Source organism: Streptomyces gamaensis (assembly GCF_042656465.1).
Classification (GTDB): Bacteria; Actinomycetota; Actinomycetes; order Streptomycetales; family Streptomycetaceae; genus Streptomyces; species Streptomyces gamaensis.
The window spans coordinates 1-14420 of record NZ_JBHSPB010000031.1; the positions used below are offsets into that span (position 1 = coordinate 1).

14 protein-coding genes are annotated in these 14420 nt (G+C 74.2%); 3 read left to right on the forward strand and 11 right to left on the reverse strand.

Annotated elements, in window-relative coordinates; all coding sequences use genetic code 11:
* Nucleotides 1–153: 153 nt before the first annotated feature.
* The 4 genes from ACFP1Z_RS31040 to ACFP1Z_RS31055 all read right to left on the reverse strand — a co-directional run bounded on the left by ACFP1Z_RS31040 (nt 154) and on the right by ACFP1Z_RS31055 (nt 4401).
* Nucleotides 154–1185: a 6-phosphofructokinase gene (locus ACFP1Z_RS31040; protein ID WP_390321059.1), complete on the reverse strand. Its 1032-nt coding sequence runs from the start codon at nt 1183–1185 to the stop codon at nt 154–156.
* Between the two features lie 46 nt (nt 1186–1231).
* Nucleotides 1232–1933, reverse strand: coding sequence for a response regulator (locus ACFP1Z_RS31045; RefSeq protein ID WP_390321115.1), 702 nt, complete (start codon nt 1931–1933; stop codon nt 1232–1234).
* 296 nt (nt 1934–2229) lie between these two features.
* A complete protein-coding gene (gene macS, locus ACFP1Z_RS31050; protein WP_390321060.1) occupies nt 2230–3435 on the reverse strand; it encodes a MacS family sensor histidine kinase in 1206 nt (401 codons plus the stop codon).
* 99 nt (nt 3436–3534) lie between these two features.
* Complete coding sequence (locus ACFP1Z_RS31055) at nt 3535–4401, reverse strand: lysophospholipid acyltransferase family protein (protein ID WP_390321116.1); 867 nt, start codon at nt 4399–4401, stop codon at nt 3535–3537.
* 196 nt (nt 4402–4597) lie between these two features.
* Between ACFP1Z_RS31055 and ACFP1Z_RS31060 the strand changes: the two genes are divergently transcribed.
* Complete coding sequence (locus tag ACFP1Z_RS31060) at nt 4598–5389, forward strand: alpha/beta hydrolase (RefSeq protein WP_390321061.1); 792 nt, start codon at nt 4598–4600, stop codon at nt 5387–5389.
* Nucleotides 5382–6011: a hypothetical protein gene (locus ACFP1Z_RS31065; RefSeq protein WP_390321062.1), complete on the forward strand. Its 630-nt coding sequence runs from the start codon at nt 5382–5384 to the stop codon at nt 6009–6011. Before ACFP1Z_RS31060 ends, ACFP1Z_RS31065 begins: the two co-directional genes overlap by 8 nt.
* 32 nt (nt 6012–6043) lie before the next feature.
* Here the strand turns inward: ACFP1Z_RS31065 and ACFP1Z_RS31070 are convergent, their stop codons facing one another.
* The 6 genes from ACFP1Z_RS31070 to ACFP1Z_RS31095 all read right to left on the reverse strand — a co-directional run bounded on the left by ACFP1Z_RS31070 (nt 6044) and on the right by ACFP1Z_RS31095 (nt 11050).
* Complete coding sequence (locus ACFP1Z_RS31070; RefSeq protein ID WP_390321063.1) at nt 6044–6814, reverse strand: endonuclease/exonuclease/phosphatase family protein; 771 nt, start codon at nt 6812–6814, stop codon at nt 6044–6046.
* Nucleotides 6815–6859: 45 nt separating this feature from the next.
* Complete coding sequence (locus tag ACFP1Z_RS31075; protein ID WP_390321064.1) at nt 6860–7801, reverse strand: ROK family glucokinase; 942 nt, start codon at nt 7799–7801, stop codon at nt 6860–6862.
* Between the two features lie 57 nt (nt 7802–7858).
* Nucleotides 7859–8320 carry a DUF5304 domain-containing protein gene (locus ACFP1Z_RS31080; protein WP_390321065.1) on the reverse strand — a complete coding sequence of 154 codons (462 nt, stop codon included), beginning with the start codon at nt 8318–8320 and terminating at the stop codon, nt 7859–7861.
* Between the two features lie 77 nt (nt 8321–8397).
* Nucleotides 8398–9711 carry an ArsA family ATPase gene (locus ACFP1Z_RS31085; protein ID WP_390321066.1) on the reverse strand — a complete coding sequence of 438 codons (1314 nt, stop codon included), beginning with the start codon at nt 9709–9711 and terminating at the stop codon, nt 8398–8400.
* A gap of 43 nt (nt 9712–9754) precedes the next feature.
* The gene (locus ACFP1Z_RS31090; protein WP_390321067.1) at nt 9755–10210 is read right to left on the reverse strand and encodes an SRPBCC family protein; all 456 of its coding nucleotides are present in this window, start codon (nt 10208–10210) and stop codon (nt 9755–9757) included.
* Between the two features lie 69 nt (nt 10211–10279).
* Nucleotides 10280–11050 (reverse strand): metallophosphoesterase family protein, encoded by a 771-nt coding sequence (locus tag ACFP1Z_RS31095; protein ID WP_390321068.1) that lies wholly within the window; start codon nt 11048–11050, stop codon nt 10280–10282.
* A gap of 290 nt (nt 11051–11340) precedes the next feature.
* Here ACFP1Z_RS31095 and ACFP1Z_RS31100 point away from each other — a divergent pair, with 290 nt between their 5' ends.
* Nucleotides 11341–13137: an AMP-dependent synthetase/ligase gene (locus ACFP1Z_RS31100; RefSeq protein ID WP_390321069.1), complete on the forward strand. Its 1797-nt coding sequence runs from the start codon at nt 11341–11343 to the stop codon at nt 13135–13137.
* Nucleotides 13138–13208: 71 nt separating this feature from the next.
* Here the strand turns inward: ACFP1Z_RS31100 and ACFP1Z_RS31105 are convergent, their stop codons facing one another.
* Nucleotides 13209–14351 (reverse strand): glycosyltransferase family 4 protein, encoded by a 1143-nt coding sequence (locus ACFP1Z_RS31105; protein WP_390321070.1) that lies wholly within the window; start codon nt 14349–14351, stop codon nt 13209–13211.
* Nucleotides 14352–14420 lie beyond the last annotated feature (69 nt).

Consider the following 14420-nt stretch of genomic DNA (forward strand, 5'->3'; position numbering starts at 1 on the left):
GGCTGGACATTCCAGCCCGTCCGGCGATTGAGGACGAGCGGCGCAGCCGCGATCGGGGGGTCCGGGGGGCGCAGCCCCCCGGTGGGGGTCCGGGGGCGGAGCCCCCGGGGGAAGGGGCTCGTTTCCGGGTGACGGGCGGGTGGGTGGGCAAGGTCAGCCGAAGAACACCTTCACCTCCTCGTACCGCTCCGGCGGCACCGTCTTCAGCCGTGCCGTCGCCGCCGCCAGCGGCACCCGCACGATGTCCGTGCCCCGCAGCGCGACCATCCGCCCGAAGTCCCCGTCGTGCACCGCGGAGATCGCGTGCAGACCGAAGCGGGTGGCGAGCCAGCGGTCGAACGCGCTGGGGGTGCCGCCCCGCTGGATGTGGCCGAGCACCGTGGTGCGCGCCTCCTTGCCCGTACGGCGTTCGATCTCGGCGGCCAGCCACTCCCCCACTCCGGACAGCCGGACGTGGCCGAAGGAGTCCCGCGCGGCCGCGTTCTTCAGGACGAGGTCGCCGTCCTTGGGCACGGCGCCCTCGGCGACGACCACGATCGGGGCGTAGCTGGAGCGGAAGCGGGAGGTGACCCAGCCGCAGACCTCGGTGATGTCGAAGCGCTGCTCGGGGATGAGGATGACGTTGGCGCCGCCGGCGAGCCCGGAGTGCAGGGCGATCCAGCCCGCGTGCCGGCCCATGACCTCGACGACGAGGACGCGCATGTGGGACTCGGCGGTGGTGTGCAGCCGGTCGATGGCCTCGGTGGCGATGCCGACGGCGGTGTCGAAGCCGAAGGTGTAGTCGGTGGCGGACAGGTCGTTGTCGATGGTCTTGGGGACGCCGACGCAGGGGATGCCGTACTCGCTGTGCAGCCGGGCGGCGACGCCGAGGGTGTCCTCGCCGCCGATGGCGATCAGCGCGTCGACGTGGTCCTTGGCGAGGCTCTCCTTGATGCGGCGGACCCCGTCGGGCTCCCGGAAGGGGTTGGTGCGCGAGGAGCCGAGCACCGTGCCGCCGCGCGGCAGGATGCCGCGCACGGACGGGATGCCGAGGGGGTGGCCGATGCCGTGCAACGGCCCGTACCAGCCGTCGCGGTAGCCGACGAATTCGTAGTCGTGGTCCTGGACGCCCTTGCGGACGGCGGCGCGGATGACCGCGTTGAGCCCGGGGCAGTCACCGCCGCCGGTCAGCATTGCGACCCGCATGACGCTTCTCCCTTCAGCCGGTGGACGCCCGGCCGCGGGGAAGCGGTCAGGCGTCGTCGAGACCGCGCTCTATCGCGTAGCGCACGAGTTCCACTCGGTTGTGCAACTGGAGCTTGCCCAAGGTGTTCTGCACATGGTTCTGCACCGTGCGGTGGGAAATAACCAGGCGTTCCGCGATCTGCCGGTACGACAGGCCCTTGGCGACGAGCCGCAGCACCTCGGTCTCGCGCTCGGTGAGCCGGGGGGCGTCCGCCTCCTCGGGGGCGGCGGGGGCCGGGGCGGCGGCGACCCGCCGGTACTCGCCGAGGACGAGCCCGGCGAGGCCGGGGGTGAAGACCGCGTCGCCCTCGGCCGTCCGGCGCACCGCGTCCAGCAGTTCCCCGGTGCTGGCGGACTTCACCAGATAGCCGGTGGCGCCGGACTTCACGGCCTCCAGGACGTCGGCGTGCTCGCCGCTCGCGGAGAGCACCAGCACGCGCAGCGCCGGGAGTTCGGCCACGAGCTGCCGGCAGACGGCGGCGCCGGGCAGGCCCGGCAGATTGAGGTCCAGGACGAGGACGTCGGGGGCGGCGGCACGGGCCCGGCGCACCGCCTGCGGGCCGTCGCCGGCGGTGGCCACCACCTCGTAGCCGGCGGCGGCGAGGTCGCGGGCGACCGCGTCGCGCCACATGGGGTGGTCGTCGACGACCATGACCTTCACGGCCGGCGACTCCTGCGCACCGGGTCCGTCAGCGCTGTGCCCGTCCATGCTCGGTCCGTCCAAGCCCTGTCCGTCCACGCTCTGTCCGGCGCTGGGCCCGTTCACACTGTGCCCGTCCGCGCTCTGTCCGTCCACGCCCTGCCCGCCCCGGCTCGGTCCGTCCACGCTCGGTCCGTCCACACTCGGTCCGGCGCTGGGCCCGCCCGCGCTGCGCCCGTCCACGCCCTGCCCGTCCCGGCTCTGTCCGCCCGCACTGTGCCCGTTCACACTGTGCCCGTTCGCGCCGGGCCCGTTCTGCGTGTCGTCCGTCCGCCGCATCCCGCTCGTCCTGTCCGTCGTCGTGCTCAACTTCCCGCCCCCCGCGCCCCGTTCGCGCCGCTGTCCGCGCTGCCGCCGGCCGGGTGGGGCAGCCGCAGCTCGACCTCCGTGCCCTGCCCCGGCACCGAGATCCACTCCGCGCTGCCGCCCAGGTCCCGCAGCCGGCCCCGGATGGACAGCGCGGCCCCGAGCCGGCCCTCGCGCTCCGCGGCGGCGAGCCGGCCCTCGGGGATGCCCGGCCCGTCGTCCCGCACCGTGACCAGGACGCCGTCGGGCTCCTCCTCCAGCAGGATCCAGGCCCGCGCCCCCTCGCCCGCGTGCTTGCGGACATTGTCCAGGGCGGCGCCGACGGCCGCGGCCAGTTCCGCCGCCGCGCCCGCCGCGAGCAGGACGGGCGTGCCGGGCCCGGAGTAGGTGACGCCGGCGCCTGCGTACGGGGCGAGGAGCGCGTCCAGGTCGCGGGGGCCCTCGCGCGGGGCGGGCGGCACGGGCCGGGCGGCCCCGTCCCCGGGCTGCTCATGCGGCGCGGGGCGGGGGCCGCCGGTGACGAGGGTGCGCAGCGCGATCTCCTGCTCGCCCGCCAGCCGCCCGAGTTCGGCGGCCTCCCCGCCGAGCGCGGTGCCGCGCCGCTGCACCATGGCCAGCACCTGGAGCACGCTGTCGTGGATGTCGCGGGCGAGCCGCTCGCGCTCCCGGGTGGCCGCCTCGATGCGCAGGGCGCGGGCGAGCGTGCGCTCGCTGGCGCGGGCCACCTCCACGATGTAGCCGATGGCGATGCTGGAGACCCACACCAGGAGCACGTTGTGGACGGTGTCGCGGGCCGGGCCGCCGCGCTCGACGAGGTTGGCGGCGGCGACGAGGGTGGAGCCGACGGCCGCCCACCGCCAGCCGCCCTTGATGGCCAGGCCCAGGACGGCACCGCCGGCCCAGATGGACGGCAGGGTGGCCGCTCCCGAGGCGATCCGCTCGGCGGAGTCGACGGCCGGGGTGAGGAGAATTCCGGTGAGCGCGACGGTGAGGTCGGCCGCCAGGAACCGCCGGGTGCAGCGCTCGGGCCCGGTGACGCGGTTCCAGGTGAGCGCCGTCCACAGCGTCAGTACGCCCATGTACGCGGCGGCGCCCAGCGGGTGGTCGTAGTCGCGGTAGGCGAGCACGAAGAGCGCCAGCGCGTAGCCGAGCGTCAGGATCCGGTAGCCCGTCAGCGCCCGCCACAGCGGCAGCTCCACGGACATGCGAACGGCGCGCGGGCGCCGTGAGGAAGGTGCCATCGTCCCCCCACCGGCCGGCGCGACCGCGCCGCGCCGGCTCCCTTCGACCACTGGTCCCTTCGGCTACTGGCCGGCCTGCCCGGCCTGCTCCGCCTTGTCCCCGGCCTTGCCCTCCGCCTTGTCCCCGGCGTCCCCGGCCTGGTGCCCGGCCCGCTCCTCGGCCTGCTCCGCCTTGCGGTCCTTGCGGCGCTTCCTGCGGCCGGTCTCCTCTTCGAGGCCCGCGGCCTTGGCCGCCTTCTCCTCCTCGGCGCGGCGCTTGGCCTCCTCCGCGATCTGCCGCTTGGCGGCCGTCGCGTAGATGTCGACGTACTCCTGGCCCGACAGCTCCATGATCTTGTACATGACCTCGTCGGTCACCGAGCGCAGGATGAAGCGGTCGCCGTCCATGCCCTGGTAGCGGCTGAAGTCCAGCGGCTTGCCGATGCGGATGCCCGGCCGGACCATCTTCGGCAGGACCTTGCCCGGGGGCTGCACCTTCTCGGTGTCGATCATCGCGACGGGCAGGACGGGCGCGCCGGAGAGCAGCGCGACCCGGGCGAGCCCGCCGGGCTTGCCCCGGTAGAGCCGGCCGTCGGGCGAGCGGGTGCCCTCGGGGTAGATGCCGAACAGTTCACCGCGCGCGAGCACCTCCAGCCCGCTCTTGACCGCGGCCTCGCCGGCGCCGCGGGCGCCCGAGCGGTCGACCGGCAGCTGGCCCACGCCCTTGAAGAAGGCCGCCGTCAGCTTTCCCTTGACTCCGGGGGAGGTGAAGTATTCCTGCTTCGCGATGAAGGTGACCTTGCGGTCGAGGACCGCGGGCAGGAAGAAGGAGTCCGAGAACGACAGGTGGTTGCTCGCCAGGATCGCGGGCCCCTCGGCCGGAATGTTCTCCAAGCCCTCCACCCACGGACGGAAGGCAAGCTTCAGCGACCCGCCGAGGGACAGCTTCATAGCGCCGTAGAACAACCGAGAACCTCCTGTGTGTGACGAGGAGACCTTAACCTGCCTACCCGCCGTGCGGCGCTCCGCGTACGCTGAGGGCCGGACCCCGTCCGTGTCCCGTGGTCGCCCCGCGGCGCCTTCGTCTGTCCCTGTCCTTCCTCGGCCGGACCCCCGCACGGCCGGCTTTACGCGATCGGAGATCCCGGTGCCGCTCCTTCCCGGAGCCGAGCCGTTCCGCCACGACGGCGGAGAGGTCGGCGCCCTCGTCTGTCACGGCTTCACCGGCTCCCCGCAGTCCGTACGCCCCTGGGCCGAGCACCTGGCGGAGCGCGGGCTGAGCGTCTCGCTGCCGCTGCTGCCGGGCCACGGCACCCGCTGGCAGGACATGCAGGTCACCACCTGGCAGGACTGGTACGCGGAGGTGGACCGCGCGCTGCGGGAGCTGCGGGAGCGCTGCTCGCGGGTGTTCGTGTGCGGGCTGTCGATGGGCGGGGCGCTCGCCCTGCGGCTCGCCGCGAAGCACGGCGACGCGATCAGCGGGGTCGCGGTCGTCAATCCCGCGAACAAGGTCCACGGCCAGGCCACGAAGGCCCTGCCCGTGCTGCGCCATCTGGTGCGCTCCACCCAGGGTATCGCCAGCGACATCGCCAAGGAGGGCGCCGAGGAGGTCGGCTACGACCGGGTGCCGCTGCACGCCGCGCACTCGTTCCGCCGCTTCCTGCGGCTGCTGGACGGCGAACTGCCCCAGGTCACCCAGCCGTTGCTGCTGCTGCACAGCCCGCAGGACCATGTGGTGCCCCCGGCCGACTCCGAGCGCATCCTGTCCCGGGTGTCCTCCCGGGACGTCACCGAGCGGCTGCTGGACCGCAGCTACCACGTGGCGACCCTCGACCACGACGCGGAGCTGGTCTTCGAGGAGACGTACGCGTTCATCACCCGGATCGTGGCCGGGACCGGCGAGGCCGCACAGCCGGGAGGGACGGCCGCCCGTGGCTGAGCGCGACGCCGGCCGGGACGAGAGCCACGATCCGCTGGACGAGGACGCGGCGTGGGCGCAGCTCGTGGCCGCGTACGGGGAGCAGCCGGACCCCGAGACGGGGCGCTGGCCCGCGTCGGGGGATGTGCCCGACACCCCCGATACCCCCGGCACCCCTGGCGGTGGCGGCCCTGGCACCCCTGGCGGCCCCGACGGCGGGGCCGCCGCCCTGCCGTCCGGCAAGGAGCCGGAGGGTCCGCCGGCGGACCCGGCCGCGGACCCGGGGTCCCCGGGCCGGCCCGGGCGGCCCGGCGGTTTCGTGGTGTACGCGCCGGGGGTCGGCCCCCGCGACTGGTCGGCGCCCCCGGAGCACCCGGAGGATCCCGACGGCGAGGGCCATTTCGTGCCCCCGGAGCCGCCGCCCCTGCCCACCGGTGATGTCACCGCGCGCTTCGCGTGGATCGCGGTGCTCGGCGGCCCGCTGCTGCTGCTCGTGATGGTGCTGTTGCGGCAGGAGCTGACGTGGTGGATCACGACGCTGGGCGTCGGCGGCTTCCTGGGCGGCTTCGCCACGCTCGTGCTGCGGATGCGGGACGACGACGAGGACGACCACGACGACCCGGGCCGGGGCGCGGTCGTCTGACCCCGCCCCGGGCCGTACGGGCGTGAGGCCCGCTATCCGGCGGCCGGTACCCGCAGCGCGGCCAGCACCGGCAGGTGGTCCGTGGCCGCCCGCAGGTCCGCCTCGGTGACCCCGGGCAGCCCCATCGGCACCCCGCAGCCCAGCACTTCGACGCCCCGGGTGGCGAAGACGGCGTCGATGCGCTGCTCGGGGTCGCCCAGCCGGGTGGTGTGCTCCCGCCCCCACGGGGCGGTCGTCCAGCCGTCCTGCAGTTCTCCGGCGAGCAGCCGGAAGGTGCGGCCGTCGGGGCGGTCGTTGAGGTCTCCCGCCACGACCGCGTGCGGGGCGCCCTGTTTCTCCAACTGCCGCAGGATCAGCCGCCCTTGGGCGAGGCGTTCCTCGACGTTCACGCTCAGGTGGCAGCTGACCACCCCCAGGCGGGCCGTCCGCCCGAACCGCAGCACGGCCGTGGCGAGTCCCCGCTGGTGCAGTCCGGGTCTCCTCGGCAGCAGCAGGTCCTCGGTGTGTTCGACGTGGGCGCGCAGCGGGGCGAGGACCATCGGCCCGCAGGCGGTGGCCCCGCCGGTGACGTACACCAGGTCGGTGGCGGTGGCGAGCCGGGCCGCCGCCTTGCGCCAGCGGAAGAAGCGCGGCGCCTCCTGGACGCAGACGACGTCGGGGGCGCAGGCCCGGACGATGCGGGCCAGCGCCCCCAGGTCGTCACGCAGGGAACGGATGTTGTAGCTGAGTACGCGGACGACGGCCGAGCCGTCGTCCGCGATACGGGATGCCGGGAGGTCCGGCAGTGGCAGGACAGCACTCATGCCGCCTACCTTTACCAACTCCCCGGCCCCGCAGGGCCGTCAGGGTCAGCCCTGGCGTGCCAGGTCGGCCGCGCCGACCAGCCCGGCCTTGCCGCCCAGCTGGGCCGCGAGGACCTGCGCGTGCGGCCGCCACTGGCCGCCGACCAGCCAGCGCCGGAAGGACTTGCGGATCGGTTCGAGGACGAGGTCGCCCTCGTCGGAGACACCGCCGCCGACGATGAACGCCGAGGGGTCGAAGAGCGAGGCGAGGTCGGCCAGGCCCGCGCCGGCCCAGCGGGCCAGCTCGCGGAAGGAGTCGACGGCCACCGGGTCGCCCTTGCGGGCGGCGTCGCTGATGTGCTTGCCCTGGATGCCCTCGGGGGTGCCGTCGCCGAGGGCGAGGAGGATCTCGGCGTTCTCCGGGGTGGCCTGGGCGCGCTGGCGGGCGTAGCGCACGAGGGCGCGGCCGGAGGCGTACTGCTCCCAGCAGCCCTGGCTGCCGCAGCCGCACAGCAGCCCGTCCGGGACGACCCGGATGTGGCCGAACTCGGCGGCCACGCCGAAGCGGCCGCGGCGCAGCTTGTTGCCGATGATGATGCCGCCGCCCAGGCCGGTGCCCAGGGTGATGCAGATGACGTCGTCGTGGCCCTTGCCGGCGCCGAAGCGGTACTCGCCCCAGGCCGCGGCGTTGGCGTCGTTCTCGACGACGACGGGCAGGCCCACGCGCTGCTCGACCTTGTCCTTGAGCGCCTCGTGGCGCCAGTTGATGTTGGGGGCGAAGAGAACGGTGGCCCGCTTCTCGTCCACGTAGCCGGCGGCGCCGATGCCGACGGCCTCCACCTCGTGGTCGGCGCTGACGGTGCGCACCGCGTCGGCGATGGCGTCGATGACCGCCTCGGGGCTCGACGGGGTCGGCACTTTGCAGGTGGCGAGGATGTTGCCGGCTTCGTCGACCACACCCGCCGCGATCTTGGTGCCGCCGATGTCGACGCCGATGGTGAGTCCCATGTGTCCCTCAGTTTTTCGCTCGATCCCCGCCGGGACCCACGGTACCGGAGGCCCAGGTCAGTCGAGGTCGATGCGCTCGGGGCCGGGGGGCGGTCCGTCATCTCGGGGGGTCCGGTCGGCCCCGGTGGGGCGGTCGGCGGCGTCCTTCGTCCAGCGCTGTTCGTGGCCCTGGACGGCGGCGCGGTAGGCGGCCAGGAGCTCGGATCCGGCGGCGGCGAGGTGCTCGAAGACCTGGGGGTTGCGCTCGACGACGGGTTCGACGGCCGCCCTGGCCTGGGCGACGACCTGTTGCAGGGCGCCCTGCGCGGCCGCCCCGGCGAGCGGCAGCTGCAGCCCGGAGACCTTCTCGGCCACGGCGTCCACGAGCTTGCGCAGCTCCTCGGCCGCGCTGCCGACCGGCTGCCCGTGGGAGGCGCGCCTGCGCGCCTGTTCGGCGGCGAGGTCCTCGGCGCACGCCTGCTCCCAGGCATCGGGGTCGGCCTCCGCCGCGGGGCGGGGACGCTCGGTGGATTCGCTCATGGCGTACTCCTGCGGCTGGACTTTTCTTCGACGTTACCCGAACGGGTCAGTCGCGTTCACCGTGCCCGGAGGCCGGTTCAGGACGTGCGGGGCCACTGCGCGGGGTCCGGGGTGAAGCGCACGCACAGGGCCCCGTCGCGCAGGGCCGCGCCGGAGACAGTGCAGCGGCGCAGCGCGGACGGCAGGGGCAGCACGCGCCGGAACGGGCCGACGGTGACGATGAGTTCGTCGCCCCGGCGCACCAGGTCGAGGCCGTCGCGGTCGGCGCCGGCCAGCGGCAGCCGCCACAGCAGCACGCCGTCGGTGGCCAGACGGTCGTCCACCGTCCAGGTCCCGTCCGCGCCCGGCCTGCCCGTCCAGCCGGACAGCTCCTCGGCCAGGCCCTCTCCCTCGACGACTCCGGCGGACCCGGGGCCGCCGTCCTCGCCGCCGCCGACGGTCGTGGAGCGGGCGCGGTCGACGAGTTCGGCGAGGTCGCCGCCGCCGCGCGGGGCCCGGCCCAGGTGCGGCAGTTCGCACAGGGTGATGCCGTCGACGAGGAAGTCCTCGTACAGGCTCTTGAGGGCGCCGCGCTGCTCGGCGGCGAGGCCGGCGAGCCAGGGCCCGGCGGAGTCGGTGCCGTCCTGGGGCAGCAGCCGGTTGGCGACGAGGGAGTCGATGCGGCAGCCCTGCAGGGCGAGCCCGGCGCGGGCCTCGCGCAGGGCGGCCGCGGCGAGGGGGCCGGGCTCGGCGACCAGGCGCACGGTGGTGCCGGGGGCCTCCAGTACGGCCTGGACGGCGGCGAGTTCGCCCTCCCAGCGCTCGGCGGCCTCGTACAGCCGCTGCGCGGGCATCGGCACCCCGGCCAGCTGGGCGAGCATCGGGCGCAGGGCGCGGGCGGCCTGCCGGTCGGGGGGCAGCAGCCGGCGCAGGTAGCGGCGCAGCTGCTCGGGCAGCGCGAGCAGCCGTACGGTCTCGTGCGCCGGCGGCATGTCGGCCACGACCAGGTCCCACGGGCCGGTGTGGGCGCAGCGCAGCGCGGTGAGGGTGGCGAGGGCGTCGGCGCCGGGGGGTTCGGTCAGTTCCTCGGCGTCGAGGGGGGCGGCGCCCAGCAGGTCGAGGACGGAGGCGCCGCGGCTCTGCAGTTCGCGGGCCCGGTCCTGGAAGTGCTCGGCGACGGCGACGCGCGCCGCCGTCAGCCCCGGTGCGAGCTCGACGGGCTCCCCCCAGGGCACGTCCGCGCCGGGGGCCGGCGCGGGCAGGGCGGCGCCGAGCACGAGTTCCGGCGCGGGGGTGCGGTCGCAGCTGAGCAGCAGCACGCGCCCGCCGCGCCGGGCGGCGGCCAGTGCCGTGGCCGCCGCGACAGTGGTGCGGCCCGCGCCGCCGGCTCCGGTGACGAGGACCGTACGCATTCTGCTGCCTCCGCTGGAATCCACGACCGACGCCCGCGAGGGGCTACTTCACGCTCTCCACGCGCTGCTTGAGCCCCTCCAGGGCGCGGTCGATGATGACCTTCTCCGCCTTGCGCTTGATCATCCCGAGCATGGGGATCTTGACGTCGACGGTGAGCTGGTAGGTCACCGTGGTGCGCGTCCCGCCCGACTCCGGCTCCAGCGTGTAGGAGCCGTCGAGCTGACGGAGCATCTGGGACTTCACGAGGGACCAGCTGACTGTGCTTTGCCCGGCGGTCCCCCGCGACCAGCTGTAGGCGAGCGTGTGGTCGTCCTTGATGGCCCCGGCGTCGAGGACGAGACGGACCTGTGCGGCCCGGCCCTGCTCGTCCCGCTCCAGCACCTCCGCCCGCTCGACCTCGCCGGTCCACTCCGGGTAGCGGTCGAAATCGGCGATCACCGCCATCACCTCGGCCGGTGCGGCCTCGATCGTGATGCTAGAGCTGGTGTGTTCCGCCATCTGCGTGGCTCCTCCGTAGCGGTCGGCGGCCTGCTGTGCCTGCCGGTGCAGGCTACCTTGCGCGCTCCGTCACCACTCCAGGGCCCAGGGTGTCCCGGTCGAGGCGAAGTGGCCGACATTGACGCACTCGGTGGCGCCGACGCGCATCCGGCGGGCCAGCGGCTGGTGGACGTGGCCGAAGAGGGCGTAGCGGGGGCGCACCGCGCGGATCGCCTCCAGCAGGGCGGCGCTGCCGCGCTCGAAGCGCCGGGCGACGGTGTCGTAGCACAGCTCGGGCACGTCGGGCGGGATGTGCGAGCAGAGCACGTCGACCTCGCCGAGGGCGGCGACCTTGGCGGCGTAGACGTCGTCGTCGATCTCGTAGGGGGTGCGCATGGGCGAGCGCAGCCCGCCGCCGACGAAGCCGAAGACGAGCCCGCCGATCTCCACGCGCTCACCGTCGAGGACGTGGGTGCCGCTGCGGGCGTACTCGGGCCACAGCGCCGGGATGTCGACGTTGCCGTAGGTCGCGTACGTGGGCACGGGGTTCTCGGCGAAGGCGGCGAACAGCTCGGCGTACTGCCCCCGTACCGCGCCCTCGATCGCGGCGTCGCGGTCCAGCCCCTCCCACAACCGGCGCTGCAGGGCGCGGGCCTCCTCGAAGCGGCGGGCGGTGCGCAGCTCGACGACCCGGTCGGCGTTCTCGACGCCGAACAGCTGGGGGAAGATGCCGCGCGAGTGGTCGGCGTAGTCGAGGAAGAGGACCAGGTCGCCGAGGCAGACCAGGGCGTCCGCGCCCTGCCCCGCCCTGGCGAGGCCCTCGCTGTTGCCGTGCACGTCGCTGACCACATGGACTCGCATGGGCCTCACTGTAGGTCACCGCCGACGGGCCGCCGCAGGCCTCCCGAGCGGCCCGCGGCGGCCGCCCCGACCTGCGGTTACTTCCGGGTCACCGACCGGAGGAGCTAGGGTGCGCTGAGCAGTCCCGAGGCATGTGACGCAGAGAACATCTGGGCACGACCCCCTATTCGAAACCTGTACTGGTGGGTAACGTCCGGGCAGTTCTACCCCCTTGCCTGATGATCATGGACCGCAGCCGACGCAGCGCCCCTCAAAGACGCGGTGGCGCCGGCGCCCGACGAGGAGCAGTCTTGCGCGAGTTCAGCCTTCCGGCCCTCTATGAGGTCCCCGCGGACGGAAACCTGACGGATCTCATCCGCCGGAACGCCGCGCAGCGCCCCGACACCGTGGTCATCGGGCGCAAGACCGAGGGCCGCTGGGAGGACGTGACCGCCGCCTCCTTCTACGCGCAGGTGCGCGCGGTCGCCAAGGGCCTGATCGCCTCCGGGGTGCGGCCGGGCGACCGGGTCGCGCTGCTCTCGCGCACGCGCTACGAGTGGACGCTCGCCGACTTCGCGATCTGGAGCGCCGGCGGGGTCACGGTGCCGGTGTACGAGACGAGCTCGCCCGAGCAGATCCAGTGGATCCTCGGCGACTCCGGGGCCGTGGCCTGTGTGGCGGAGACCGCCGCGCACGAGGAGGCCGTGGGCTCCGTACGCGACCGCCTCCCGGACCTCGCGCACGTGTGGCAGATCGAGGACGGCGGCCTGGAGCGGCTGCGCGCCGCCGGCGAGGACGTCACCGACGAGGAGGTCGACGAGCGCGGCGCGGCGGCGAACGCCGACTCGCCCGCGACCATCGTCTACACCTCCGGCACCACCGGGCGCCCCAAGGGCTGCGTGCTCACCCACCGCAGCTTCTTCGCCGAGTGCGGCAACGCCGTCGAGCGGCTCAAACCGCTGTTCAACACCGGCCACTCCTCCGTGCTGCTGTTCCTGCCCACCGCGCACGTCTTCGGCCGGCTCGTGGAGATCGCGGCGATGCTCGCGCCGATCCGCCTCGGCTGCGTCCCCGACATCAGGAACCTCACCGACGACCTGGCCTCCTTCCGCCCGACGCTGATCCTGGGCGTGCCCCGGGTCTTCGAGAAGGTCTACAACGGGGCCCGCGCCAAGGCCCAGGCCGACGGCAAAGGCAAGATCTTCGACCGGGCCGCGGACACCGCCATCGCCTACAGCCGCGCCCTGGACGACCCGTCCGGCCCCTCGCTGGGCCTGCGGATCAAGCACAAGATCTTCGACAAACTCGTCTACGGCAAGCTGCGCGCGGTACTCGGCGGACGGGCCACGCACGCGATCTCCGGCGGCGCGCCGCTGGGGGCACGGCTGGGCCACTTCTACCGGGGCGTGGGCCTGACGGTCCTGGAGGGCTACGGGCTGACCGAGTCCTGCGCGGCGACCGCGTTCAACCCCGCGGACCGGCCGAAGATCGGCACGGTCGGCCAGCCGCTGCCCGGCTCGGTGGTGCGCATCGCCGACGACGGCGAGGTCCTGCTCCACGGCGAGCACCTCTTCCAGGGCTACTGGAACAACGAACCGGCCACCAAGGACGCCCTGTCGGACGGCTGGTTCCACACCGGTGACCTCGGCACCCTCGACGAGGAGGGCTATCTGACCATCACCGGCCGCAAGAAGGAGATCCTCGTCACCGCCGGCGGCAAGAACGTGGCACCCGCCGTGATCGAGGACCGGATCCGGGCGCACGCCCTGATCGCCGAGTGCATGGTCGTGGGTGACGGACGCCCGTTCGTCGGCGCGCTGATCACCCTCGACGAGGACTTCCTGCCGCGCTGGCTCCAGCAGCACGGAAAGCCGGCCGGGACGACACCGGCCGAACTCGCCGACGACCCCGAGCTGTTGGCGGAGGTGCAGAAGGCGGTCGACGACGGCAACGCCGCGGTCTCCAAGGCGGAGTCGGTCCGCAAGTTCCGTATCCTGCCGACCCAGTTCACCGAGGCGTCGGGGCACATGACGCCCTCGCTCAAGCTCAAGCGCAGTGTCGTGGCCAAGGACTTCGCCGACGAGATCGAGGCGATCTACCGCCGCTGAACACGGGCACACGGCATACGGGTAAGGGGCTCGCGCCATGGCGCGAGCCCCTTACCCGTATCACCTACTGCTCACAGCAGTTCCTTCAGCCGCTCCGCGAGCAGGTCCCAGCGCCACTTCTCCTCGACCCACTGCCGTCCGCGCTCCCCCATGCGCTGCCGCAGCGCCGGATCCTTCAGCAGCGCGACCACACGGTCGGCGGTCTGTGCCTCGGACCCGCCGCGCACCACGAAGCCGGTCTCCCCGTCGAGAACCGCGTCCGGCGCCCCGCCCGAGTCACCGGCGACCACCGGCAGCCCCGTCGCGGACGCCTCCAGGTAGACGATGCCGAGCCCCTCGACATCCAGCCCGCCCCGGCGCGTACGGCAGGGCATCGCGAAGACGTCGCCCGCCCCGTAGTGCGCGGGCAGCTCCTCCCAGGCCACCGGCCCGGTGAAGCGCACGGCCCCGGCCACACCGGTCTCCGCCGCGAGCCGCCGCAGGTCCTTCTCGTACGGGCCGCCGCCGACGATCAGCAGCACCGCGTCCGGCACCGACGCCAGGATCCGGGGCATGGCCCGGATCAGGGTGTCCTGCCCCTTGCGCGGGACGAGCCGGGAGACGCACACCACGACGGGCCGGTCGGCGAGCCCGAGCCCGGCCCGCACCCGGTCCCCGCCGGAAGCGGGATGGAAGGTCTTCTCGTCGACACCGGGCGGCAGTTGCACCATGCGCGCGGCGGCCTCCGGCGTCAGCGCGGCGGCGATCCGCGAGCGCGTGTACTCCCCCAGGTACGTGAGGGTGTCCGTGCCCTCCCCGATGCGCCGCAGCAACTGCCGGGAAGCGGGCAGCTGCGCCCAGCCGGCCTCGTGCCCGTGCGTGGTGCCGACGAGCCGGCGCGCCCCGGCCCGGCGCAGCGCGGGCGCCATCAGCCCGAGCGGCGCGGCGGCCCCGAACCACACGGAGCCGCAGCCGTGTTCCCGCAGCAGGGCGGCGGCGCGCCGGGTCACCCGGGGCGTGGGCAGCAGCATCGTCGTCCGGTCCCGGACGACGGGGAAGGGCTGCTCGGCGTCGAAGCGGGCGGTGGCCTCGGCGCCCTCCCGGCCGCGTTTCCAGGTCGAGGCGTAGACGACGACGGAGGACGGGTCCAGCCGCAGCGCCATGTTGTGCAGGAACGCCTGGATACCGCCGGGCCGGGGCGGGAAGTCGTTGGTGACGATGAGGGTCTTGTGCATCGCCGCCCGAGGGTACCCGGTGGCCGCGGGCGGCGATCGGGCGGCAACACCCCCCGCGACGCGCCACGT

Bases quoted from the DNA above. Each gene is read 5' to 3' on its own strand.
- ACFP1Z_RS31085 (WP_390321066.1), bottom strand. From the start codon at position 9,711: ATGCGTACGGTCCTCGTCACCGGAGCCGGCGGCGCGGGCCGCACCACT.
- ACFP1Z_RS31045 (WP_390321115.1), bottom strand. From the start codon at position 1,933: ATGGACGGGCACAGCGCTGACGGACCCGGTGCGCAGGAGTCGCCGGCC.
- ACFP1Z_RS31075 (WP_390321064.1), bottom strand. From the start codon at position 7,801: ATGGGACTCACCATCGGCGTCGACATCGGCGGCACCAAGATCGCGGCG.
- macS (WP_390321060.1), bottom strand. From the start codon at position 3,435: ATGTCCGTGGAGCTGCCGCTGTGGCGGGCGCTGACGGGCTACCGGATC.
- ACFP1Z_RS31055 (WP_390321116.1), bottom strand. From the start codon at position 4,401: ATGAAGCTGTCCCTCGGCGGGTCGCTGAAGCTTGCCTTCCGTCCGTGG.
- ACFP1Z_RS31040 (WP_390321059.1), bottom strand. From the start codon at position 1,185: ATGCGGGTCGCAATGCTGACCGGCGGCGGTGACTGCCCCGGGCTCAAC.
- ACFP1Z_RS31070 (WP_390321063.1), bottom strand. From the start codon at position 6,814: ATGAGTGCTGTCCTGCCACTGCCGGACCTCCCGGCATCCCGTATCGCG.
- ACFP1Z_RS31080 (WP_390321065.1), bottom strand. From the start codon at position 8,320: ATGAGCGAATCCACCGAGCGTCCCCGCCCCGCGGCGGAGGCCGACCCC.
- ACFP1Z_RS31090 (WP_390321067.1), bottom strand. From the start codon at position 10,210: ATGGCGGAACACACCAGCTCTAGCATCACGATCGAGGCCGCACCGGCC.
- ACFP1Z_RS31095 (WP_390321068.1), bottom strand. From the start codon at position 11,050: ATGCGAGTCCATGTGGTCAGCGACGTGCACGGCAACAGCGAGGGCCTC.
- ACFP1Z_RS31105 (WP_390321070.1), bottom strand. From the start codon at position 14,351: ATGCACAAGACCCTCATCGTCACCAACGACTTCCCGCCCCGGCCCGGC.